We start from the raw sequence: 22,778 nt of genomic DNA, 5'->3' as shown, positions 1-22,778 counted from the left end.
CAGGAAGCGGTATAATAGAGAAAAGAATGGGGGAGAAACCTGATGAATCGAGACGCGATCTTAAACGCGGCGGTGGACGAACAAGCGCCGCTCATCTGTAAAACTGCGGAAGTGATCTGGAAGCACCCGGAAACGGGCTTTAAGGAATGGAAGACAAGCGCGTATCTGGAACAAATTTTTACCGATCTGGGCTATAAGCTGGTCAAACCGGAGGGGATACCTGGCTTTTACACCGATCTGGACACCGGCCGGCCCGGCCCGAAGCTGTGTCTGATGGGCGAGCTGGATTCTCTGATCTGCGCGGAGCATCCGGATTGTGATCCGGTAACGAAGGCGGTGCATGCCTGCGGCCATCACGCGCAGGCAGCGGGGTTGGTCGGCGCAGCGGCGGCGCTGAAGCAGCCGGGCGTGTTGGACGGGCTGTGCGGCTCCATCCGGCTGATGGCGGTGCCGGCGGAGGAGCTGATCGAAGTGGGTTACCGCGAACAGCTGCGCGCCGAAGGCAAGATTGAATTTTTCGGCGGCAAGGTGGAGTTCATGCGGCGCGGTTATTTTGAGGACGTCGATCTGTGCGTGCTGATCCATACCTTCGACGATCCGGGGATGAAGCATGTTTACCAGCTGGCGCGGGGCAACAACGGCTGTATCGTGAAAAACATCACGGTTCATGGCCTGGCCTCACATGCCGGCGGTTCGCCGGACAAGGGCATCAACGCGCTGTATGCCGCCATGCAGGCGCTGCAGGCGGTCAACGCTCTGCGCGAAACGTTCCGTGACGATGAACATATCCGCTTTCATCCGATCATCACCGAAGGCGGACAGGCGGTCAACGCGATCCCGGAGGAAGTTAAGATTGAAAGCTATGTCCGCGGGGCTTCGTTAGAAGCCATAGATCAGGCCAACCGCCGGATCAACCGCGCGATCGCGGCGTCGGTCGCGGCGATGGGCGCGACGGTCACGCTGCAGGATCGGCCGGGGTATTGTCCGATGCATGATGACGAAGCGATGAACGAAGTTGCGCTGGCGGCGATGAAACGGATTGTCAGCGAAGATGAAATTTTGATTCAGACCCATTGGGGAACGGGCTGCACGGACATGGGCGATCTGTCGGCGGTGCTGCCGACGATTCAGCCGGGCTCCAGCGGATCGATCGGGGCTTATCATGGCAAGGATTTCCAGATTGCCGACGAAGATAAAGCCTATGTCAAACCGGCGAAGGCGCTGGTCTTTATCGCCGATGAGCTGTTAGGCAACAACGCCGAAAAGGCGAACCAGATCGTCGCTCAGTTCAAGCCGCTGTATCCGTCGCAGAAGGCTTATCTGGAGGATGCCCGGCGGCGTTTCCTGGATAAGGAAGCAGTACGGATGAATGCCGACGGCACGATAACGCTGGACTTTCAAAATGGGGAATAAAGCGAGATGACGGCGCCGGTCAGAGCCTTGAAAGCCGGTCGAAGCATCAGGACGAAAGACGCCTTACACCCTATCAGAAGCAATGAATCCTGAAAGCGGCAGGCTGGTATTTTGCATGAACGAAAAGAAACCGCGCGTGCGGTTTCTTCGGGAGTTCTCAAACGAGAACTCTTTTTCATTTCCCGGATGATCTGGATTTTGTTTTCATTTAATGCAAATTAAGGAAGAAGCTGTGTCCAGTGTTCTAACGGGAAGCAGCCCAGCAGCGTGAAGCTGATCAGCGCATACAGAATGCCCCAGCGGGCGGCCGGGATGATCCGTTTTAAGCGTACCCAGGCTAAACCTGCGCCGACCGCCAACACGCTCAAGGCCCAGACCGCCAGAATCCGGCGCAGCGTCCAGCCGTAAACAAGCGCGTACACGCCCAGCTTTAATCCGGCTAACAGGACAAACGCGATCGTACAGACGCTTAACAGCTTCGCCAGCGAACGCAGGCGGCCGGGAGCGAGCAGGGAAGTTTCACTGAGCGTGTGCAGGACCGCCAGCACGCTGAGATTTAACAACACAATGCCGCAGAGCTGCCAGAAGCCCTGAACGGCGTACTGACAAGCCAGCGTCACGGTGATGGCGCCGGCGATCAACTGCGTGAGATAGGCGTAAGCCTCCACCGCGAAAAACAAGCCGTAAATTCCGCCCAGCACGCCGATTACCAGTGCCGTCGTGAAGCCTGGCAAAACCTGCATCCGGGCCAGCGCTGCCTGCCATCGCCAAAGCGGGACAGCTGGTTCGGCCTGGTACAAGCTTCCGCCGGCTAAACCAAAGAGCCACGCGCCGACCGGCAGCGAGAGAATCACGGTAAGCAGCGTCTGCGGTGAAAGCCAGCCGAACAATCCGGCTCCGATCTGCTTTGCGACTTCAGCGAAGAACGGATCGGCGCTGCTCAGCAAGCTCCAGGCCGTCATTCCGATTCCGCCGGCTAAAAGCAGCGAGAAGCCGATCCATGCCGGACTGTGCGCGCCGCGGCTGCGATCGGCCAGATAATCGCGCAGCGCACTGCTCAGTACCTTGATTCGTAGTAGAAAATGACGCAGCGGCAGAACACAGAAACCCCAGGCCAGTTCAAACGGAAAGCTGCCGCTGGTCCGGTTGTGGATTAAGATGCGGGTTCGGCACAGTGTCCAGTAGACCGCTTCCAGATGAAGCGCCAGAATCTGCAACAGGGCGAAGAAGCTCGTCGGCTGATAGAAGCATAAGGAGAGCGCAGTCGTCAGCAGGCATCCCGCCCAGAGTCTGCTTTCGCGGCTGGCCGGTCGGTCTAAACGGTTTGCGCCGTGACTGACCAGGAACAAATAGAGCAGCGTGAAGATGACCACGGCCGGGTTGCGATAGGTCATCAGACGGAAGTCTTCAAAGCCCATCGCATAACCGACGTACAGAAACGCCATGGGGAAGCTGAAGATCGCCGCGGCAGACCAGGAGAATCTCATGGCCGTCTTTTCAGTCGCGCCGCTTACCGGCCGGCTTTCGCTCATTTGCCTGCCTCCCGCCTGAATTCCAGCAGATCGCCCGGCTGACAATCCAGCACGTCGCAGATCTTGCATAGCGTCTCAAATTTGATGCCTTTCGCTTTGCCATTTTTCAAGATCGACACATTCGCCATTGTGATGCCGATCCGCTCGGATAATTCGGTCACGCTCATCTTGCGCTTTGCCAGCATGACGTCTAACGTTACATTGATTTCCATAGGCTTACACCATCAATTCGTTTTCCGTCTGGATCTGTTCGGCGATCGTGACCAGATAGGCGAGCGTGTAGGCGGCCACGGCGATCAACCCGCCCAAAGCCATGATTCCCAATCCGCTTAACATCAAAACCGGATGCAGGATGTTGAGGAATAGCGCGTAAAGACAGCCGATCAAGCACAGCGCGGTGTCAAAGAACGCCAGCTTGCAGATCCAGCGCAGACCTTCGGCATTTTCATGGCAGAACGAACGATTTCGGCCGATCCGCGTGCAGATCCGCCAGAATAAGATCAGCGCGATATACAGGATCACGGCTGCCGTTGCGGACAACAGCTGCAGCGGCAGTTCTTCATTCAGCGTCCGGCGGTAGAATAAAATCAACTCATGAAGCAGACTCGGAATGCAAAGCCCGAATAAAACAAGTCCCAGCGCCGCCAGAATAACGACGAACAGTTTAAGCAGAAACGCCAATTTTTTATTGTTCATAACATCAACCTCTTTTCATCTTTGATTATAACAAGAAAATCTTGAAAATCAATATAAATTTATCGTATTAAAATAAATAATTATCGAAAAACAATTTGTTTATTGCCGCAGAAGGATGATTGCTGGCCGGCGTAAAGAAAAATCCGGATCCTTTTAACTGATCCGGATGGGGTTGATTCTTTGTTTTCTCTAACAGCTGCGAATGAGTTCGGCGACTGCTTTTTTATCGTCGTTGGAACAAATTTCGATCATCGTTTCGTACGAGATTTCCTGATTGTCCGGGCAGCTCAGATAGCCCAGATAGCCTTGCGAATAACAGACGAGCACGTCTTTTTTCGGATCCAGATTCTGCATATAACCGGAGAACAGCTCAAACGGATTAAAGATCAGCCGGAACGGTCCCAGGCTGACGCGCGTGAATCGTACTTCATTGGGCAGCATCGCCAACATGCCGCGGTATTGTTCGACCATTTTCGCTCCCGTATGCAGCTCGCGGATTTCTTTCTCGCTCAAGCTTGCCGTATCCATCTGATTGATGTCAAACGTTTTCAAGCCTTTGTGAATCGGCAGCGTCTGATCGTTCCAATCCAGCTTCAGCGGCTGCATCCGCGGGGTCAGCTTCATCATCTTTTCCCAAGCCGACACGATTTCATTGGCCAGCCGGATGACTTCGTCGTAATTCTTGGCCTGACGGGTGAACCGTGTCGAAACGTCGCCGCACGGTCCCTGTAAGAACAGGAAGAATTCCTTCGGGTAACGCTGCTTCAGAATATCCAGCGCCGAGCCCGGATAATCGGAGGACAGGTAATCGGCATCCTCGGCGGAGATCGTCGGGTGGCAGTTATAGATCAAGAAATTGCCAATCCGTAGACCCTCTTTGAAAAAGCTCAGAACTCCGGCCAGAACAAATTGATCGCTGCCTTGGGACAGCCGGCAGCGGCCGACACCGGTGAAATTGCGCACCTGATAGGAAACCGTCAGCTGCGCGTCTTCGCTCATCCGGCAGTTTCTGACCAGATTGAGCAGCTTGATATCCAGACTCTCAAGATAAGGGGTATTTTCTTCAATAAAACCCAGCGCGTTGCATAAAGAAGGGGCATAATGCGTATGGGAACAGCTGAAAATGATCAGCGCGTCTTCGCCGACGGCCTGGCGCAGCGATTCCTCCATCCGCTCCTGAACGTCCTGCGAAATTCCCAGCGAATCAAATGTGATCAAGATCACTTCCCGACCATCGTCTACCATCCGCAGACAGCGGGCATATAAATCACCGCGAATTTTATTCAGCGGCTCGGCCTGCGTCAGAAATCCGACCGGCAGACAGCTGAAGGTAGGATTGATGCAGACTTGATTGTAACCAATTTTCACGTGATATCCCTCATTTCAAAATTAATTATAAAACGACTGGTTTGAAAGCGCAATCTTTTGTCCTGTTTTCGACGATTTGAAAGAATTCAAAAGAGAGCAGGCTATGTTTTGACGGGTCTGGGCGACAGGCAGATTGAAATGAAAGTGGGGTTTCTCCTCATTAAATATACAAGGGAATCAACTGAGCTGACTTTAAACTGTCCGGTGAAAAGAATTCGCGCACAGTTTCCTCAACATGCACAGATCATAACCACTTTGATCAAGCTGGTAAACAAGCAGGATCGGGCAGGGGCAAAGAATTCGAAAATAAAGTAAAAAACGGCGCATTTTCTGCGCGCCGTCCGTTGATAAAATCAGTTCCGATTACAATTCGATTGACTGGATCGCAATACACCGCGGTCCGCCCTGAGTAATAAACGCGCAGGACAGATCGTAGAGAACGCATTCAGCTTCCGGAAACCGCTCCTTAACTCTGGCCAGAACCTTTTCAGCCTGTTCCTTACTGAACGCATGGGATACGCTGATCTGAACGCGGGCGTTGCGGACGTGTTCCTCCAGCTTGCCTAAGACCGATTTGACCGCGGCGTCAAAGCTGCGGCCGACGCCGAACTTTTCCAGCCGCCGGCCTTCTTCGGCCTGAATCATGATCGGCTGTAATTTCAACAGGCCGCCCATTGCCGCCGCCATCGGCGTGCACCGGCCGCCGCGCTTGAGATAGCTGAAATCCTGCGGCAGTAAGAACGACAGGCTCGTCGCAATTTTATTCCGAAGTGTTTCCAGAATATCTTCGATCTGCCGCCCGTCGCGAATCAGCCGCGCCGCCAGGTCCACCAGATACCGATGCGGTCCGCACAGCGTTTGGGAATTGACTACGTGAATCCGTTCCGGATGCTCCGTGTGCTGCCGCGCCGCTTCCGCCGTCTGATACGTTCCTGACAAGCCGTCCGCCATGGAAATGACGAGAATTTCATCATCCGGATATTTTTCAAACAGCTCGATCAGCTCGCCCATCGAAGGCTGCGACGAGGAAGGAATGTAGCCGGCTTTGATCAAGCCCAGAAACGTCTCGGCGTCGATTTCTTCAAATTCGCGGTAAGTCTTGCCGTTGATCGTAACACACAGCGGCGTGATGTCGCAGGGCAGCGCCTTGCCTTCTTCAATGGAATAAAGCGTGGAGGAATCAGAAATTAATCGAATCATAGTTGAACTCTCTTTCTTTACTTTTAAATGGATTAGGGAACGGGATGCGCTAAAGCAGAATGTAGCTCAGCACTGCGATGAAGTGAAAGAACGATCCCAGCAGAATGAACAGATGGAACAGTTCGTGAAATCCCCATTGCTTCGACAGATCCGGCTTTTTGATCATATAGATCACGGCGCCGATCGTGTACGCGATTCCACCCAGCGCGATCAGCATCAGGCAGCCGGAAGGCATCTGCGAGAAACCGCTCCAGTCAAACAGTACGGCCCAGCCCATCGCCAGATACAACAGCGTATACAGAATCCGCGGCGCACTCAGCCAGCAGATCTTCGCGATGATGCCGGCCAGTGCGATCGTCCAGATCACAACCGCAAACGTAATTCCCTCCCGCCCCGGCAGATAGGTCAGACACAGCGGGGTGTACGTGCCGGCGATCAGCACATAGATCATCGAATGGTCCAGCTTGCGGAACAACGTGTGATGCGGATGATCCCAGCTCAGTGTGTGATAATAGCTGGATGCGCTGTACAACGCGATCATCGAAGCGCTGAACACGCAGCAGGCCAGAATCGTTTTAAGCGGACGTTGGTTCGCAACTCCGGCGGCGATAAACACCAACGTGGCGATCACGCCGAAGCAGGCGCCGAGAAAATGGGTGTAGCTGCTGATCGGATCCTGAACATTCTTAAACCAACGAAACATACTATCAGCTCCTTTTTGATCTAGTTATCAAAACTAGATCATATAAATATCATATCATATTGGCGAGGAACTTCAACTACAAATCTTGGTTTTTGTCTAAGCGTATGCTTATTCCCTTATTCATTTTCTTATTGTAGTCGTTTTGACAAGAATTGAAAAGCCTTTCCGGCATTTTTTTAGCGGGATCACAGGCAGAAAAAAGAGGGTTCAGGAAAACGTTTCATAAAAAAGAAACAACGATGAAAACCCTTGTTTTTCAGGCAAGATTTGATTGACTTAAAACGGGGATTTTGTTATTCTTGAATAAGCGATGAAAAGGAATAGTAATTCTACCGTCTGACCGATCAGAGAGCCGGTGGCAGGTGCAAACCGGCGGCAGACCTGAACGAACTGACCTTGGAGCTGAATCTGAAAAAAAGGATTCCGTGACTTCCTGCGTTAAAGGAAAAAGAGGGGCACAGAAGGGATCTTTCTGTGAACTAAGGTGGTACCGCGCGCTGACGTCCTTAGATGAAGGGCGTTTTTTATTTGTTTGAGAAAGGATGAATTTTATGAGCTACGATCACAAGAGTATTGAGACAAAATGGCAGAAGGTATGGGAGGAGAACAAGACGTTCGCAACCGATGCCTGGGACTTTTCCAAGCCGAAGTTTTACGCGTTGGATATGTTCCCGTACCCATCCGGGGTCGGTCTGCATGCCGGCCATCCGGAGGGCTACACGGCGACCGACATCGTCAGCCGCATGAAGCGCATGCAGGGCTACAACGTGCTTCATCCAATGGGCTTTGACAGCTTCGGTCTGCCGGCGGAGCAGTATGCGATCCAGACCGGCAACAATCCCAACGGCTTCACGCTGAAAAATATCGAAACATTTAAGCGTCAGCTGAAAATGCTGGGCTTCAGCTACGACTGGGACCGCGAGGTATCGACGTGCGATCCTTCGTTCTACAAATGGACGCAGTGGATTTTCAAGCAGCTGTTTGAAAGCGGCCTGGCAAAATGCGTTGAGATGCCGGTTAACTGGTGTGAGGAATTGGGCACGGTTCTGGCCAACGACGAGGTCATCGACGGCAAGAGCGAACGCGGCGGTTATCCGGTTGTGCGCAAGAACATGCGCCAGTGGGTCATCGACATCGTGCAGTATGCCGAACGGCTTTTGGAAGGGCTGGACGAGGTGGACTGGCCGGAATCCACAAAGGAAATGCAGCGCAACTGGATCGGCAAATCAATCGGCGCGCTGGTGGATTTCCAGGTTGCTGGACATGCGGAGCAATTCACGGTTTTCACAACCCGCTGCGACACGCTGTTCGGCGCGACCTACTGCGTTTTAGCGCCGGAGCATGCGCTGGTTGATCAGATCACGACGCCGTCGCAGAAAGCGGCGGTCGAGGAGTACAAGCGGCAGTGTGCGACAAAATCGGATCTGGAACGTACGGAATTAAACAAGGAGAAGACCGGCGTCTTCACCGGTGCGTATGCGATCAATCCGGTCAACGGCAAGCAGATCCCAATCTGGATTTCCGATTACGTTCTGGCTACCTACGGCACGGGGGCGATCATGGCGGTACCGGCTCACGACGACCGCGACTATGCCTTCGCCAAGAAGTTTGGTTTGGAAATCATTCCGGTCCTGGAAGGCGGCAACGTCGCTAAGGAAGCCTGGACTCAGGACGGCGTGCATATCAACTCGGAATTCTTAAACGGCATGAACAAGCAGGATGCGATTGATGCAATGATCCAGTGGCTGAGCGAGCATCACTGCGGCCAGAAAAAAGTCAATTACCGGCTGCGCGAATGGATTTTCGCCCGTCAGCGATACTGGGGCGAGCCGATTCCGATCGTCCATTTGGACAACGGCGATACCGTCGCGTTAAGCGATGATCAGCTGCCGCTGTTACTGCCGGACCTCAACGATTACAGCCCGTCAAAAACCGGCGCTTCGCCGCTGGAGAAAGCACCGGATTGGGTGAATGTGGAAATAAACGGCGTCAAGGGCCGCCGCGAAACGAGCACGATGCCGGGCAGCGCCGGCAGCAGCTGGTATTTCCTGCGTTATATTGATCCGCACAATGAGAAGGAACTGGCTGATCCCGAGCTGTTAAAACACTGGATGCCGGTCGATCTGTATATCGGCGGACCGGAGCATGCGGTCGGGCATCTGCTTTACAGCCGGATGTGGAATAATTTCCTGTATGATAAGGGCGTGGTCCCGGTCAAGGAGCCGTTCCACAAGCTTGTCCATCAGGGCATGATTCTCGGCTCCAACGGCATTAAAATGGGTAAAAGATTCCCGGAATATGTCGTCGATCCGAATGTCATCGTCGAGAAGTACGGTGCGGATACGCTGCGGCTGTACGAAATGTTTATGGGACCGTTAGAGGCCAGTAAGCCATGGAGCGAAAAGGGCGTCGACGCTTCGCGCAAATGGCTGGAACGCGTCTGGCGTTTAGTCATGGAACAGTCGGAGAAAGTCACGGATGAACCGACGCCGCAGCTGGACTACGCCTACCACTTTACCGTGAAAAAGGTCACAGAGGACATTGAAACGCTGAACTTCAATACGGCGATTTCGCAGATGATGATTTTTATCAACGAATGCTACCGCGCCGACAAGATCAACCGCGAAATGCTTTTAGGCTTCATCAAGCTGCTGAGCCCGTTTGTGCCGCACATCGGCGAGGAAATGTACCAGCACTTAACCGGCGCGGAAACGATCGCTTATGAAAGCTGGCCGACCTATGACGAAGCGAAGTTGGTGAAAAATGAAACGGAAGTCGTCGTTCAGGTCAACGGCAAGCTGCGCGGCAAGTTCATGACGTCGGTGGACGCCGGGGAAGACGAGCTGAAAGAAAAGGCGTTAGCGGTCGAGAACGTTCAGCCGTTTATCGAAGGGAAGACGATCCGCAAGATCATTGTGATCAAGGGTAAGGTCGTCAACATCGTCGCAAATTAATGGAATAACAAAGCCAGGCCTGTCAATGAACCTGGCTTTCTTTATGAGGCATGCTAATGCGTACAGAGTGGAACAGGCATTCAAGAAAAGGGAGGAACGGGCATGAAAATCACGATGATCGCCGCACTGGATGAAGCTGGCGGCTTGGGTAAAGCTGGCCGAATGCCGTGGCATTGCCCGGCGGATCTGCGGCAGTTTCAGGCGTATACGATGGGAAAACCGCTGCTGATGGGCCGGAAGACGGCCGAGCCGCTGCGCCGCAAGCTTGCGGGACGGCAGCTGATCATCCAAAGCCGAGTAATGGAGGATCCGGACTTTCCCATCGTTCGTTCGGTTAAAGAAGCGCTGGCCTGGATGGAGGCACACCCGGAATATGACGAGCTGGTGATCGGCGGGGGGGGGGAAATCTACGCTTTGTGGCTGCCCTATGCCGCTCATTTGCGGTTAAGCCGGATGGCTGGCTGCTATAACTGTGATACGTTCTTTCCAACGTGGGATCCGCAGGAATGGGATTGCCGCAAGCAAACCCGGGAAGACGGTTTTGTGCTGGAAGAATGGGATAGAATGAATCGGAAGACAGAGAAATAAAGGAAACTGCCGAGGGAGAAATTCCTCGGTTTTCTTTTGGAAAAGATGGAATATTCCCGGTTTAGTCACAATCCAAGGAGGCATTTCCTTAAATCGACCGGAATCGAATCAAGATCTCGCAGGTCAACTTTTTCAGATAGGCATTCTTTTCTTTTTTCAGCGTCCCAATGTCGCAATGGCTCAGCAGCTGCATCAAATAGATCTCGGCAATCCGAAGCTTCAGCAAGGATGAAAAATCCAGTGTGCAGAAAATGACGGCAGAAATTTTATTCCCTTTGTGGCTGAGTTTGCCGTCGGAAAGAAAGACGTCGATGCCTTCTCGGCCATAATCTTTCTTATTTCCCATTAATAACAACGTACCGTTGACAATCTTGAAATCGATCGTGGTCTCTATTTTTTGAAATTCGTCGATCAATCGCTGAAATTTTTTAGGTGTGCGGCAATTTTTATAAACGATGAACTGATAAATCTGCAAGAGACTGGAAAATTGAATGGTTTCATAGAAGGCAATGGTTTCATCCCGGATGAAATAATCATCAATCAAAAAAATATCGGAAAATGCCTGAGTTAAATTCAGCTGGGTTTCGGCGTCTCTTTCTTCAAAATTAACCCGATAATAGGGCAGATCATAGGAATAAAACTGCGGCAGGGTACTGAAATCAAAGTTCGTAATGATCATATCATAGTCAGCAGAGTTCAGATGCCGGATTTCATAAAACTCGCATACTCGGATAGTTTCAATATACGCACCGAATTCATTTGTGATCAGTTTTCCGATAAACCTGGAATAGGATAACCCCGCGCCAGAGGTGATCAGAAGGCGTTTCTTTCGAATGGGAACCGGAATCGACGCCAGTAAGGTCATGAAGAAGTTAATAAATCGAAAATAATCGTCACCGGATAGCGATAAGCGCCATTTACTTTCCAGATGTGAAGCAACTTCAAAACCAAGATAAGTGACTAAAGGGGAAACGAGGGAAAATTTATTGGTGATGACGCCGCCGAAGGTAATTTTTGTTTCAAAATGGAAATAATGTTTAATCATGATCTGCGCTAAATGGAGTTGAAATTCATTGCAGAAAGTTGGATTGTCTGTCAGCCGCAGATTAAATTGACGAATTAAAAAGCGGTGGCAATCTTCGCTGATCTGTCTAAAAGTTTCAGCGATTGGCGAAGCTTCGACTGAGCGTAAAAAACGGCGGGCGTCGCTGATATCCGCTCTGCTCATCATCAATGCCGCAAACTGATAAACTTCGTTGATATCCACATTGAAATCGCTGGGAAAGCTTTGACTGAGATGCTCAAAAAGCGCGGCAGCCGGCTGGAAAAACGCCGTTTGATTCAAAAAATCAAAGGCCGGACTGGCCTCAATCGAATAACCATGCTTGCGCCGATTCATGAGTACAATCAGATAAAATGACAGCCAGATAAACATTGCGTCGGTAAAGTGGATTCCGCTGCCGGAAATAAAAATTTTGAATTCCCGGCGGATCGCTAAAAATAAATCCCGATCGCAATAGACGAATTGGTTATACGCCGTTTCATCTTTTTGAATTAGGGTCTGGTGATGCAGTGGCCCGATCAGCTGGATGATTGCCATACGGTAGTTGATTTCCGATCCAGTCAGCTTGATGCCTTTGCCTTTTTTATGCAGGATCGTCAGCTGATGATTTCGGAAATACGTTGTGATATCTGAGATAACCGGGCTTAAAGCGCTGCGGGAAAAATTGAGTTCTTCCGCCAGATCGTCGATTTTAATCCAATCGTCGATCGACGCCAGCTTTCGCGCGATAAAGAGAAAGCTTTCATTTTCGTTGTATTTAATCTGGTTGAGCACCGTGCAGGTAACGTTGATCTGATCGGCGAACGCTTGATAGAGTTGTTCATCCTCGATCTGAATCTCGAATCCGTAGTTTCTGCGCGAATGAATGGAAAAACCGTTTTCCTGACAGGCCGGCTGCATTTCTTTGATGGTGTCGCGGATCGTGCGCGAGCTTAATTTCAATTCCCGGGCGATGTCGCCGGATTTACAGGGCGCGGCATTGCTGAAAAAATAATAAAGTATTCTTAACTGACGATTATTCATAATTCCGCCCTTTCACCTCAAGCGCAGGTTAACCCTGATCATTGAAATGGATCCGCACTTGTATTCTTATCCATTATAGCGAACATGCTGTAACCTTTTCCGTGTTAATTTTTTCCAGTATTTATAATGGAAAAACTGAAATTTCCATTAACTATGTGAAAAAGAACGGATGGCATCCGGAGTAATGGAAAAGTAGAATGAATTCAGGAAACGTTAAGCGCTTACATTTTCGAGTGAGAGGAGTGGATTCATTGCGGTTATTATTGGGATCGCACGGACATCTGGCCAGCGGGATGGCCACAGCTATTGAAATTCTGGCGGGGCCCCAGACTTCGCTGACGGTATTGGACGCCTATGTGGACGGCCGGAATATCGACGAGGAGCTCAAGGCGTATTTTGCTTTAGTGCCGGAGGGAGAAACCGTCGTCATGCTTTCCGATTTATACGGCGGCAGCGTCAATCAAAAGATGTATTTATACTTAGACCGGCCGCATACGTTTTTGATCGCGGGCGTAAATCTGGCGCTGGTGCTGGAGCTGTGCATGCAGGAAGACGTGACGCTGAACTCTTTGCGGGCATTAACGGAACAATCCCGGCAGATGCAGCGCGTCGTGCTCTATGACCAAGACGAGGGAGTTCCGGCTGGGGATGAAGGAGAATTTTTTTGAAAGAAAAGAGGAAGAACAATGATTAAATTATGCCGTCTGGATGATCGGATGATTCATGGACAGATTGTGACGAAATGGTCGCGGGTGGTTCCTGTTGACCGGATTATCGTCGCCAACGATCAGGCCGGTTCCAATCCGATTATCGCCAAATCGCTGTTGATGGCCGCGCCGGGCAATATCAAAGTCGCCGTGAAAACGGTTAAGGACGCGGTCGAGCTGCTGCACAATCCGAAGGCGTCCGCTCACGATATCCTGTTGATTGTCGCCAATCCTCAGGATCTGCTTACCGTCGTGGAACAGGTCGAGGGGATTCATCGCGTGAATATCGGAAACTGGGGTTTGCTGGAAGCCAGCGATGGCAAGCAGCGGGAAATGGTCTCTCAGTTTGTCGCGTTATCGGAAGATGAAAAAGCGATTCTTGCGAAAGTCAACGAGAAAGTCGAGGATTTCGTTCTGCAGGTAACGCCGGACGTTTCCGCGATCAAGGTTTCGTCAATTTTGAAAAAATAGAAAAGGGGAATCAATTATAATGTTAATCGCTGCATTAAAACTCAGCCTTCTTTACTGGCTTTTAGGAATTTTAGATACTGCGGCGCTGGGCTGGCAGGCTCTGACGCGGCCAATCGTCGTCTGTCCGCTGGTCGGCATTCTTTTAGGCGATGTGACGACCGGCTGTATTCTTGGCGCTTCGCTGGAATCGTTGTTCATGGGCATTTCGGCAATCGGCGGTTCGATTCCGGCCGACGCGACGACGACCAGCTATGTCGCTACGGCGTTCGTCATTCTGACCGGCGCCGATATCGAATCAGCCGTGGCGATCGCGATGCCGATCGGTACGGTCTTAGCGTCTGTCACGATGCTTCCGTACGGGTTGTTCTCACCGATTCAGGGCTTTTTTACAAAACTGCTGCAGGATAATAAAATCAAGCAGTATGAAATCGCAGTCTGGGTCTTTACGTTTATTTCGCCATTGATCAACACGGTCATTCTGTTCGGCTGCATTTACTTCGGCGTCGATGCGCTGCAGCTGGCGATTGCTTCGCTGCCGGCATGGGTCATGACCGGCTTGGGCGCGGTCAGCTCGATGGCGCTGGCGGTTGGCTTTGCGATCCTGACGTCGCAGATCATGAATAAAGAGACGGTCATCTGGTTTTTCGTCGGCTTTGTTTTAGTCAAATACGTCAATCTGGATACCGTGGCTGTCGCCGTAATCGGCGCCGCTGTGGCGATTACGATTTTCCTGCTGGAAAAGAAAATTATTGAAAATAAAGGAAAACCGGAAAGCAAAGAGGAGGAGGAATTTTTCTGATGAAAAACATGATGATCAGCGCTGATGAAAAAAAGCTGCTCCGCAAGGTGGAGATCCGCTCACATACGTGCTTCTTGGCCGCTACGATGGTCAATATGGAAGGCAATGGTTTTACATTCTCGTTAATTCCGGCGATCGAAGAAATTTATAAAGATGATCCGGAAGGGAAAAAGGAAGCCTATACCCGTCATCAACAGTTCTTTAACACCCACGCCGTCCCGTTCTCCTTCATCGTCGGCCTGGCCTGGGCGATGGAAAAGGAAAAGAAGGAAAAAGGCTCGGTCGACGGAGAAACGATCTCCAGCGTCAAGTCCGCGCTGATGGGACCGACCGCGGGGATGTTTGACAACTTGTTCTTCAACTGCCTGCGCATCATCGCCGCCGGTATCGGCATCGGCTTGGCTCAGCAGGGGAATATTCTGGGCATGGTAATGTTTATCCTGATTTACGGCGTGCCGCAGTCGATAGTTAAAATGTGGTTCTGCCGGCTGGGCTACACCTATGGTACGGCGTTTATCGACATGATGTTCAGCACCGGCTTAATGGCCAGCTTTACCAAGGCGGCTTCAATTTTAGGGATTATGATGGTCGGTGCGATGACGGCACAGATGGTGTATGTTCCGCTGAACCTGATCCTGCATATCGGCCCGGCAACGTTGGAAGTCGCGCCGGTGCTCGATGCGATTTTCCCGGGCTTTATGAGCATCGCGCTGTTATTCGGCTATGTCGCGCTGATCAAAAAAGGCTGGAAACCGATCAACCTGATTTTATTGACGATGGTCATCGGTTTAGTCGGCGCTTTAATTCATATCTTTTAAGTTGGCATAACGGAGCGCGCCGCGGAAAAAGGAATGGACAATTCGCGATTTTCCCAGCCGCTCTGTTGTTTTCTTTAACGCCGCTATAACTGTGAAAAACAGAAAATTGTTTGCAGTTCAGCTCGGATTTTAAATGACTTGGATTTACAATAGAAGAAAAGGAGGCCTAGCCTTATGAAATTACTTGTTCAAGGCGACGATTATGGTTTCACCAAAGGCGTGACGTTGGGGATGCTGGAGGGCATCGACCACGGCGTATTAACCTGCAGCGGCTTATTTGCCAATATGCCGGATGCGGAATGGGCAGCCGCGCAGATGCGTGCCCGGCCGGATTTCTGCTGGGGCATCGACTTCAATCTGGTGACTGGTCCGTGCTGTGCGGATCCGCGCCAAATCCCGCATTTTGTCGACGCTGCCGGAAACTTCATCCGCTCCAGCATAACGGTTCGGGATCCCCGCTGGCAAAGTGAAGCGGGACGGCGCGCGATGTTTCCGTTTGAAGAATGTTATTTGGAAATCCGCGCGCAGTTTGATCGCTATGTAAAGTTGGTTGGGAAAAAGCCAGGCTATCTCAACGGCCATTCGATCAATCATGAAAATTTGACGTCGGCGATCCGGCAGCTGGCCAGGGAAGAAGCGCTTCCGTATACCAACGATATTCTCGAACAGTTTCATTTTGCCTGGGCCGTGGATATCGGCGGAAACGAAGCGACGACGAAGAAAATCTTTGATCCGGCCGCTCAGGTTAACCGCAATCCGCTGCAGTATTTTATGGAGCACGCCGATGACTATCTGAAGCATGAATATGTGTTTGCGGGCGGTCATCCGGGCTATGTTGATGCTGCGCTGTTCAGCCAGACCTCGCTGTCAATCGAGCGCTGCCGGGATCTGGAAATGATTCTTTCGCCGGTGTTGAAGCAATGGATCGAAGAACACAAGGTTGAACTGATCAGCTATGCTGATTTAATTTAGGAGGAAGAAAACGATGAAATTATTAGTTCAGGGCGACGATTACGGTTTTACCAAAGGCGTAACCTACGGCATTATTGAAGCGATCGACAACGGCATCCTGACATGCACCGGGATGTTTACCAATATGGAAATTGCGCCGTGGGCCGCGCAGTTCATCAAGGAAAGACCTGATTTCTGCTTCGGGATCGACTTCAATCTCGTTGCCGGGCCATCCTGTGCACCGGCTGAGAAAATTCCGCATCTCGTCGATGAAAACGGACGCCTGATCCGCTCGAATATTCGGATTCATGATCCCCGCTGGCAAAGTGAGGAAGGCCGCGCGGAATTATTCCCTTACGATGAAGTCTATACGGAGATCAAAGCGCAGTACGATTGCTTTATCGCGCTGACCGGACGCAAACCAGGCTATTTAAACGGCCATTCGATTGTAGCGGAAACAATGCTTAAAGCGATGCGCAAGATTGCTGAGGATGAAGATCTGCCATTTGCCTTTGATTTTATGCAGATGGCGTTTACGACCTTCTCACTGCCGGAGGAGGAAGAGGAGAAAACCAACGCATCGGTATCGAAAGTCTTTGACCCTCAAGCGCAGCTGAAAAAAGATCCGTTAGGAAAATTCCTGAAATATAAAGACGAGCTTTTAAAACACGAGTATGTTCTGGCTGGGGGGCATCCGGGATATGTCGACGCCGACCTGTTCAGCCAGACCTCGTTGTCGATCGAGCGGTGCAAGGATCTGGAATTCGTCACTTCGCCGCTGATGAAAGCATTCGTTGCAGAAAATCATGTCGAACTCATCGACTATTACGACGTGGCGGAAGCCATGAAGCAGGGCTTGATCAAAAACGCTGAAAAATAGAGAACGGTGTTTTAGAAGGGAGAAAATTATGTATATTCAATCGACGAGAATCGTTACGCCGCAGGGCTGCGTCAGCGGAATCCTGCATCTGGAGCAGGGAAAGATTGTTGAGCTTCTGGATGTTCACAGTCCTGTTACGGTCGATTTGGACGTTCAGGACAATCGGATTTTGCCGGGAATTATTGATACACATAACCATGGAACACTGGGCTATGGCGCGATGGGCTTTGAGGGCGACATCGAAAAGGAGCTGCGCGGATATTTAAAGGGACTGGCCTCCCAGGGCGTGACCGGCGTGCTGCCGACAACGGATTTCGCCGGCTTTGAAACGGTCGCGAAGCTTGCGGAGGAAGACGTGGACGGCGCAAAGGTGCTGGGTATTCATTCCGAAGGTCCATACCTCAACCGCGTCGGTGAAAAGGGCGTGGATACGGGACATCCGGATATCGATCTGGACGAGCTGAAACAAAACGTCGCGAAAGCGCGCGGCAAGCTGAAATTGTTCGCAATCGCGCCGGAATTGCCTAAGGCCCGCGAAGCCATCGAGTATTTGACCGGCGAGGGCGTGCGGGTAGCTTTCGCTCATAGCAATATGATGCTGGAGGAAGCCAACGAAGCGTTCAGCTGGGGCATCACCGTTTCGACGCACACTGCGAACGTCATGAGCGGGATCCATCACCGCAACATGGGCGGATTGGGCGCCTGTCTGCTGAACGACGAGCTTTATAATGAAGTGATCTGCGATGGCAAGCATATCTGCAATGCGATGCTGGAATTGATGTTCAGGATGAAGCGTGATCCGTTTAATCACTTCCTGATGGTGTCGGACTGCTCGAATCTGTCGGGCGCGCCGGTTGGAAAATTCCGGATGATGGAAGGCTTCCCGGACGTCAATATCACGCCGGACGGCTATTGCCTTTCGGATACCGGGCGGTTGTGCGGATCGACAATGCCGGTGCTGAAAGGAATTGAGAATCTGGTTGAAAACGTCGGAATCGGAATGAAATATGCGGCGCGGATGGCCAGCCGCAACCCGGCGCTGGTTTACGGCTATCCTGACAAGGGCGTGCTGGAAGCCGGAAAGGATGCGGATCTGATCGTGATCGACGATCAATACCGTTGTCTGTACACGTTCAGCGAGGGCCGCTGCGTTTATGACCGGCAGAAGGAAGGCGACGTGTTCAATCAGGAATTCCTGAAAACGCACCGGGTCGCTTAGCCTGAAAGCAGGAAAAAACAGGCGATCGCATGAAAGCTGACACCTATTTACTGGCCCATGAAAAGATCGGAACGGCGATGATCAAGCTCGCCGTTCCGGCGGTCATGGTTTCTGTTATCTCGCTGATTTACGAGCTGATCAATTCTTTTTTTATCGGCCGGCTGAACAACACGGCGATGCTGGCATCCATTTCGCTGTCGGCAACGCTGACACTGCTGATTTCCAAGATCGGCGAAGCGGCCGGCATCGGTGCGGCGAGCTATCTGGGCCGGCAGTTAGGCGCGAAGCAGGAAAATGTAGCGGCCGAAATCGTCCGTACGACGATCACGTTTACAACACTGTTTTCAATTTTGTTCACTATAGCGGCACTGTTACTTCTGAATCCATATCTCCGCTGGCAGACTCAGGATCCGGCCGTGCTTGACTATGGGCAGGCATATGGACTGATCATGATTCTGTTCGCGGTCTGTACCTCGTTATATACCGCGTGCATCCAGTTGTTCCGGGCTGTCGGCGATGTGAAGTATCCGATGGTGGTCATGGCCCTCAGCGTGCTTCTGAATATCCTTCTCGATCCATTTTTAATGTTTGATTTCGGCCTGGGTCTTGGCGTTGTGGGCGCGGCGATCGCCAGTGCAGCGGCACAGTTTGCGGCGTTGGCGCTATGCCTGCGGCGGTTATCGTCGAAACAGACGGCACTGCATTGGAAGCTGTTTGATTTTCACATCGACTGGCCGATCATCCGCGAGATCTTCTCCGTCGGCTTTGCGGTCTATGTGCGCAACCTGATGTCCAGCGCGGCGATTCTGGTTTTTACCAAGGTCGTGTTCACTTACGGCGTCGACTTCGCCGCCGGCTGCAACGTCGGGAAGTTTACGATGTATTTCGTCAATTTCTTTATTCAGGGCGTAGCGAACGGCTATCTGCCGCTGGCCTCATTTACGTATGGCGCAAAGGACTACCAGCGGCTGTGGGACGCGATCATCTGGAATCTCAAGGTGTTGACGGGCTATAGCCTGATCGCAATCGGATTAGTAGCGCTGTTTGCCCCGGCGTTTGTTTCGGTTTTTACAACCGGGCAGGCGGCGCAGAGTTATGGCGCTCAGTATCTGAAGGCGTATAATTGGTCGCTGCCAGTGTATTCGATTTATTATATTTTCACGATTACGCTGCAGGCGGCCGGAAAGGGGCGGGAGTCAATGATTCTGTCGCTGTTCCGACAGGGAATCATCTATGTTCCGCTGCTGCTTCTGCTTTCCAGGACGCTGGGTGAGACCGGTGTTTTTTACGCGCAGCCTGGTGCCGATTGGATTACGGTGCTGACGGCGGTAATTTTGTCACGATCGTTGATCCGTGAGATCTTCATGGGAAAGGAAAAGCAAAAGCGAGCTTCTTTTGCCGGGAAAAGTCATGTTTGAAGTATGGATTATCCTTGTCATTCTGATTTTGTTCGCATTGTCCATTGTCATCCCGAAACGGCTCCGCAGCCGGCTGGCCGGAGAACTGTCAAGCTGTCTGATGACACGGGATTTTGATCGATTTGACCGGTTAATTGAAAAACGGTCGGTGCAGTTTGTCTTCGATCCGTTTAATATTGACTTCATGAAATTAAACGCGGCACTGGTTAAGCAGGATCCGGCTGAGATTGACCGGCGGTTCGCTGATTTTGATCAATGCAGGCTGAATGACAAGCAAAAGGAAGCGGTATATTACAACGCGTTCTATTATTATGTCGCACGCTCGGATATTGCGAAGGTCAGGCTGTACGGCAACCGGCTTTTGAATTTAGCGACCTGTTCGGAAGCATTAAAAGCTGAAACACAGAAATATTACGCCGTGATGATCGATCATTCGTACGCGGATCTGGATGAAGATCTGGCTAAACTGGATCAGCTGGAGGGCGAAGAAAAAGCGAAAGCAGAATTTCTGATCTCCAAGATGTTTGAGAACAAAGGTGACAGTCAACAAGCGAAACTCTATTTAGACCGCTCCCTGACACATCTGCATCCGCAGACGTCAAAATAAATCGCGGCTGACATTATGACGAACAAACAGGGTGGCGGATTCAGCGATAGGACTCATTAATGAAATGGAAGACTGAACCGGAAGGATCTTGAAATAAGACCTGTGGCTTAGTCTTTTTTTGCTTGATTTGGAAATTAGTCGGACCGGCTGCGGTGCTGAGAGCTTATGTTACCCATCAGAAAGTGAGGAACCTGACTCTTCTGCGGCGTTTTTTATATAGACGAAGAAGATGAGGAAAAATCAAGAATGAATCTTGATATGTTGATGTAACAAAATGAAAGAATTTGAAAGAGAATGAAGAAAAAGTGAAAACCAGCGGAAAATCGAACTCAAACATGCTATACTAATACCATATTTTGGGGGTAAAAACATGAAAAAAATCCGCTTAGATCAATTCACGGAATATCGCTTTTGTTCTAATCTTCAAGCCGGACCGAAACCCAACACCGCGGCCTTCGTGGTGACGCAGGCCAACGGCGACAACGGGTATGACAACCATCTGTGGCTGCTGGAGGACGGGCAGGTCCGGCAGCTGACTTCATTTAACGAATCCAATTTTATCTGGGAAGATGAGGAAACGCTGTTGTTTGCTTCCCTGCGGGATTCGAAGGATAAAGAAGCGCTGGCTGCGGGCGAGGAGCGCACGGTTTTTTACCGGCTGAATATTCATCAGGGCGAAGCGCGGAAGGTGATGACGATTCCTTATACGGTCACCGGTTTTAAACGGATGAAGGACAGCCGGCTGCTTCTGACGATCCGCTATCATCTTGACTATTCCCGCATGGCTGAGCTGCCGGAACAGGAAAAGCAGGCGTTGTTAAAGAAGAAAAAAGAAGAACAGGATTATCAGATTGTGAGCGAAGCACCGTATTATTTTGACGGCGCCGGATTTACTAACGGACTGCGCAGCCGCCTGGCAGTCTGGGATCCGAAACGGGGAACCGTGGATTTCCTAACCTCGCCGACCTTTGCGGTTTCCGGACTGGAGCTGGAAGCGGAAACCAATCAGGTTGTTTTCTGGGGCGCGGATTTCACGACGGTCAAAGAAGTGAAGGACGGGCTGTACCGGCTGGATCTCACGACGAAAACGATCGACTGCCTGATCGAACCGGGCCAGATGAAGATCAGCTTCACCCAGGGGTACTGCGGTGCGATTCTGGCTGCAATGAGCGATGGTGAAAAATATGGCGCGGGTGAAACGCCGAAACTATATTTAATTGATCCGCAGACCAAGGCCCGAACGCTGTTTAACGACAACGACGCGACGTTTGGCAATGCTGTCGGCACGGACTGCGCGTTTGGCGGCAGCGCGATGAAGAAGATTGCGGGCACGGATTTCTATGCCGTGATGACCGATGCTGATCATACGCCGCTGTTTCGCTTTGACAGTCAGGGACGCCGGACGGAGGCGCTGCCGTTTGACGGCGCGATCTTCGGTTTTGATCTGCAGGGAGATACGGCCTATTTGATCGCGATGAAAGACATGAAGCTGCAGGAAATTTACGAAGCAAACTTAAAGACGGGGGAATGCGTGCAGCGCTCGCATTTTAACGACGCGGCGCTGGCTGAATGTTATGTAGCGATGCCGAAACGGCTCGACTATGCGCAGACGCCGAATCCGCTTTGGGGCTGGGTGCTGGAGCCGAAGGACTATGATCCCTCGAAAAAATATCCGGCGATTCTGGATATTCACGGCGGGCCGCGCGGCTCCTATGGACCGGTCTTCTATCATGAAATGCAGCTGTGGGCCAACGAGGGCTACTTCGTCTTCTTCTGCAACGTCCATGGCTCTGATGGCCGCGGCGACGCGTTCGCCGATCTGCGCGGAAAATTCGGAACGATCGATTTCGACGATTTTATGCAGTTTACCGATGCCGTGCTGAAAGCCTATCCGCAGATCGATCCGAAACGTTTAGGCGTGACCGGCGGAAGCTACGGCGGCTACATGACCAACTGGATCATCGGTCATACGAACCGATTTGCGTGCGCAGCTTCGCAGCGTTCGATTTCCAACTGGGTCTCGGAAAACATGGTGTCCGACATCGGCTTCTCCTTCGGCAACGATCAGATGGATGCCACGCCGTGGAGCGATGTGAATAAGATCTGGGACCAGTCGCCGTTGAAGGCCGCGGATCAATGCGTTACCCCGACGCTGTTTATCCATTCGTTTGAAGACTACCGCTGTCCGATTCAGGAGGGCATGCAGATGTACAACGCGATTGTCCATCATGGAGTGGAAGCCCGGATGTGCCTGTTCAAAGGCGAAAGCCATGGTCTCAGCCGCGGCGGCAAGCCGCTGCACCGGATCCGCCGGCTGCAGGAAATTACCGACTGGATGAACCGCTTCTGTAAGCAGGAGGAGAAATAA

General features: G+C 51.5%; 20 protein-coding genes and 1 other annotated feature. Of the genes, 13 read left to right on the top strand and 7 right to left on the bottom strand.

Annotated features, from left to right (window positions below; genetic code table 11):
* The first annotated feature begins 42 nt into the window (after positions 1 to 42).
* Positions 43 to 1,413, top strand: coding sequence for an amidohydrolase (locus BQ7364_RS09865; protein ID WP_072684537.1), 1,371 nt, complete (start codon positions 43 to 45; stop codon positions 1,411 to 1,413).
* Positions 1,414 to 1,631: 218 nt separating this feature from the next.
* Here the strand turns inward: BQ7364_RS09865 and BQ7364_RS09860 are convergent, their stop codons facing one another.
* From BQ7364_RS09860 to BQ7364_RS09830, 6 genes are all read right to left on the bottom strand, one after another.
* Positions 1,632 to 2,945 carry a DUF4153 domain-containing protein gene (locus tag BQ7364_RS09860; RefSeq protein ID WP_072684536.1) on the bottom strand — a complete coding sequence of 438 codons (1,314 nt, stop codon included), beginning with the start codon at positions 2,943 to 2,945 and terminating at the stop codon, positions 1,632 to 1,634.
* A complete protein-coding gene (locus tag BQ7364_RS09855) occupies positions 2,942 to 3,157 on the bottom strand; it encodes a helix-turn-helix domain-containing protein (protein WP_006060594.1) in 216 nt (71 codons plus the stop codon). Before BQ7364_RS09855 ends, BQ7364_RS09860 begins: the two co-directional genes overlap by 4 nt.
* Before the next feature lie 4 nt (positions 3,158 to 3,161).
* Positions 3,162 to 3,641, bottom strand: a complete 480-nt coding sequence (locus tag BQ7364_RS09850) for a DUF2975 domain-containing protein (RefSeq protein WP_072684535.1) — start codon at positions 3,639 to 3,641, stop codon at positions 3,162 to 3,164.
* Positions 3,642 to 3,830: 189 nt separating this feature from the next.
* A complete protein-coding gene (locus BQ7364_RS09845; protein ID WP_072684534.1) occupies positions 3,831 to 5,009 on the bottom strand; it encodes a hypothetical protein in 1,179 nt (392 codons plus the stop codon).
* 363 nt (positions 5,010 to 5,372) lie between these two features.
* The gene (locus tag BQ7364_RS09835; protein WP_072684532.1) at positions 5,373 to 6,209 is read right to left on the bottom strand and encodes a DegV family protein; all 837 of its coding nucleotides are present in this window, start codon (positions 6,207 to 6,209) and stop codon (positions 5,373 to 5,375) included.
* A gap of 49 nt (positions 6,210 to 6,258) precedes the next feature.
* Positions 6,259 to 6,912 (bottom strand): PAQR family membrane homeostasis protein TrhA, encoded by a 654-nt coding sequence (locus tag BQ7364_RS09830; protein WP_072684531.1) that lies wholly within the window; start codon positions 6,910 to 6,912, stop codon positions 6,259 to 6,261.
* A gap of 301 nt (positions 6,913 to 7,213) precedes the next feature.
* Positions 7,214 to 7,423, top strand: a binding site (T-box leader).
* A gap of 40 nt (positions 7,424 to 7,463) precedes the next feature.
* Here BQ7364_RS09830 and leuS point away from each other — a divergent pair.
* Both leuS and BQ7364_RS09820 read left to right on the top strand, forming a co-directional pair.
* Complete coding sequence (leuS, locus tag BQ7364_RS09825; RefSeq protein ID WP_072684530.1) at positions 7,464 to 9,866, top strand: leucine--tRNA ligase; 2,403 nt, start codon at positions 7,464 to 7,466, stop codon at positions 9,864 to 9,866.
* A 102-nt stretch (positions 9,867 to 9,968) separates the two neighbouring features.
* The gene (locus BQ7364_RS09820) at positions 9,969 to 10,454 is read left to right on the top strand and encodes a dihydrofolate reductase (RefSeq protein ID WP_072684529.1); all 486 of its coding nucleotides are present in this window, start codon (positions 9,969 to 9,971) and stop codon (positions 10,452 to 10,454) included.
* Positions 10,455 to 10,542: 88 nt separating this feature from the next.
* Here the strand turns inward: BQ7364_RS09820 and BQ7364_RS09815 are convergent, their stop codons facing one another.
* A complete protein-coding gene (locus BQ7364_RS09815) occupies positions 10,543 to 12,540 on the bottom strand; it encodes a BglG family transcription antiterminator (RefSeq protein ID WP_072684528.1) in 1,998 nt (665 codons plus the stop codon).
* A gap of 251 nt (positions 12,541 to 12,791) precedes the next feature.
* On the opposite strand from BQ7364_RS09815, the gene BQ7364_RS09810 reads away from it, so the two are divergent.
* The 10 genes from BQ7364_RS09810 (at position 12,792) to BQ7364_RS09765 (ending at position 22,778) form a co-directional block, all read left to right on the top strand.
* Complete coding sequence (locus BQ7364_RS09810) at positions 12,792 to 13,208, top strand: PTS sugar transporter subunit IIA (protein WP_159432789.1); 417 nt, start codon at positions 12,792 to 12,794, stop codon at positions 13,206 to 13,208.
* Between the two features lie 18 nt (positions 13,209 to 13,226).
* Entirely contained in the window at positions 13,227 to 13,718 is a 492-nt protein-coding gene (locus BQ7364_RS09805; RefSeq protein ID WP_072684526.1) for a PTS sugar transporter subunit IIB, read from the top strand.
* Between the two features lie 19 nt (positions 13,719 to 13,737).
* Positions 13,738 to 14,517 carry a PTS mannose/fructose/sorbose/N-acetylgalactosamine transporter subunit IIC gene (locus BQ7364_RS09800; RefSeq protein WP_072684525.1) on the top strand — a complete coding sequence of 260 codons (780 nt, stop codon included), beginning with the start codon at positions 13,738 to 13,740 and terminating at the stop codon, positions 14,515 to 14,517.
* Positions 14,517 to 15,335 (top strand): PTS system mannose/fructose/sorbose family transporter subunit IID, encoded by an 819-nt coding sequence (locus BQ7364_RS09795; RefSeq protein ID WP_072684524.1) that lies wholly within the window; start codon positions 14,517 to 14,519, stop codon positions 15,333 to 15,335. The genes BQ7364_RS09800 and BQ7364_RS09795 overlap by 1 nt, the downstream gene beginning before the upstream one ends.
* Positions 15,336 to 15,509: 174 nt before the next feature.
* A complete protein-coding gene (locus BQ7364_RS09790) occupies positions 15,510 to 16,307 on the top strand; it encodes a ChbG/HpnK family deacetylase (protein WP_072684523.1) in 798 nt (265 codons plus the stop codon).
* Between the two features lie 13 nt (positions 16,308 to 16,320).
* Positions 16,321 to 17,166, top strand: coding sequence for a ChbG/HpnK family deacetylase (locus BQ7364_RS09785; RefSeq protein WP_072684522.1), 846 nt, complete (start codon positions 16,321 to 16,323; stop codon positions 17,164 to 17,166).
* A gap of 28 nt (positions 17,167 to 17,194) precedes the next feature.
* Positions 17,195 to 18,385 carry an N-acetylglucosamine-6-phosphate deacetylase gene (locus BQ7364_RS09780; protein ID WP_072684521.1) on the top strand — a complete coding sequence of 397 codons (1,191 nt, stop codon included), beginning with the start codon at positions 17,195 to 17,197 and terminating at the stop codon, positions 18,383 to 18,385.
* 29 nt (positions 18,386 to 18,414) lie between these two features.
* Positions 18,415 to 19,803, top strand: coding sequence for an MATE family efflux transporter (locus tag BQ7364_RS09775; RefSeq protein WP_072684520.1), 1,389 nt, complete (start codon positions 18,415 to 18,417; stop codon positions 19,801 to 19,803).
* Positions 19,796 to 20,410: a hypothetical protein gene (locus tag BQ7364_RS09770; RefSeq protein ID WP_072684519.1), complete on the top strand. Its 615-nt coding sequence runs from the start codon at positions 19,796 to 19,798 to the stop codon at positions 20,408 to 20,410. The genes BQ7364_RS09775 and BQ7364_RS09770 overlap by 8 nt, the downstream gene beginning before the upstream one ends.
* Positions 20,411 to 20,780: 370 nt before the next feature.
* Positions 20,781 to 22,778: an alpha/beta hydrolase family protein gene (locus BQ7364_RS09765; protein ID WP_072684518.1), complete on the top strand. Its 1,998-nt coding sequence runs from the start codon at positions 20,781 to 20,783 to the stop codon at positions 22,776 to 22,778.

Origin of the sequence: Holdemania sp. Marseille-P2844 (assembly GCF_900120005.1) — a bacterium.
Classification (GTDB): Bacteria; Bacillota_I; Bacilli_A; order Erysipelotrichales; family Erysipelotrichaceae; genus Holdemania.
This window is presented reverse-complemented; position numbering and strand designations above follow the sequence as displayed.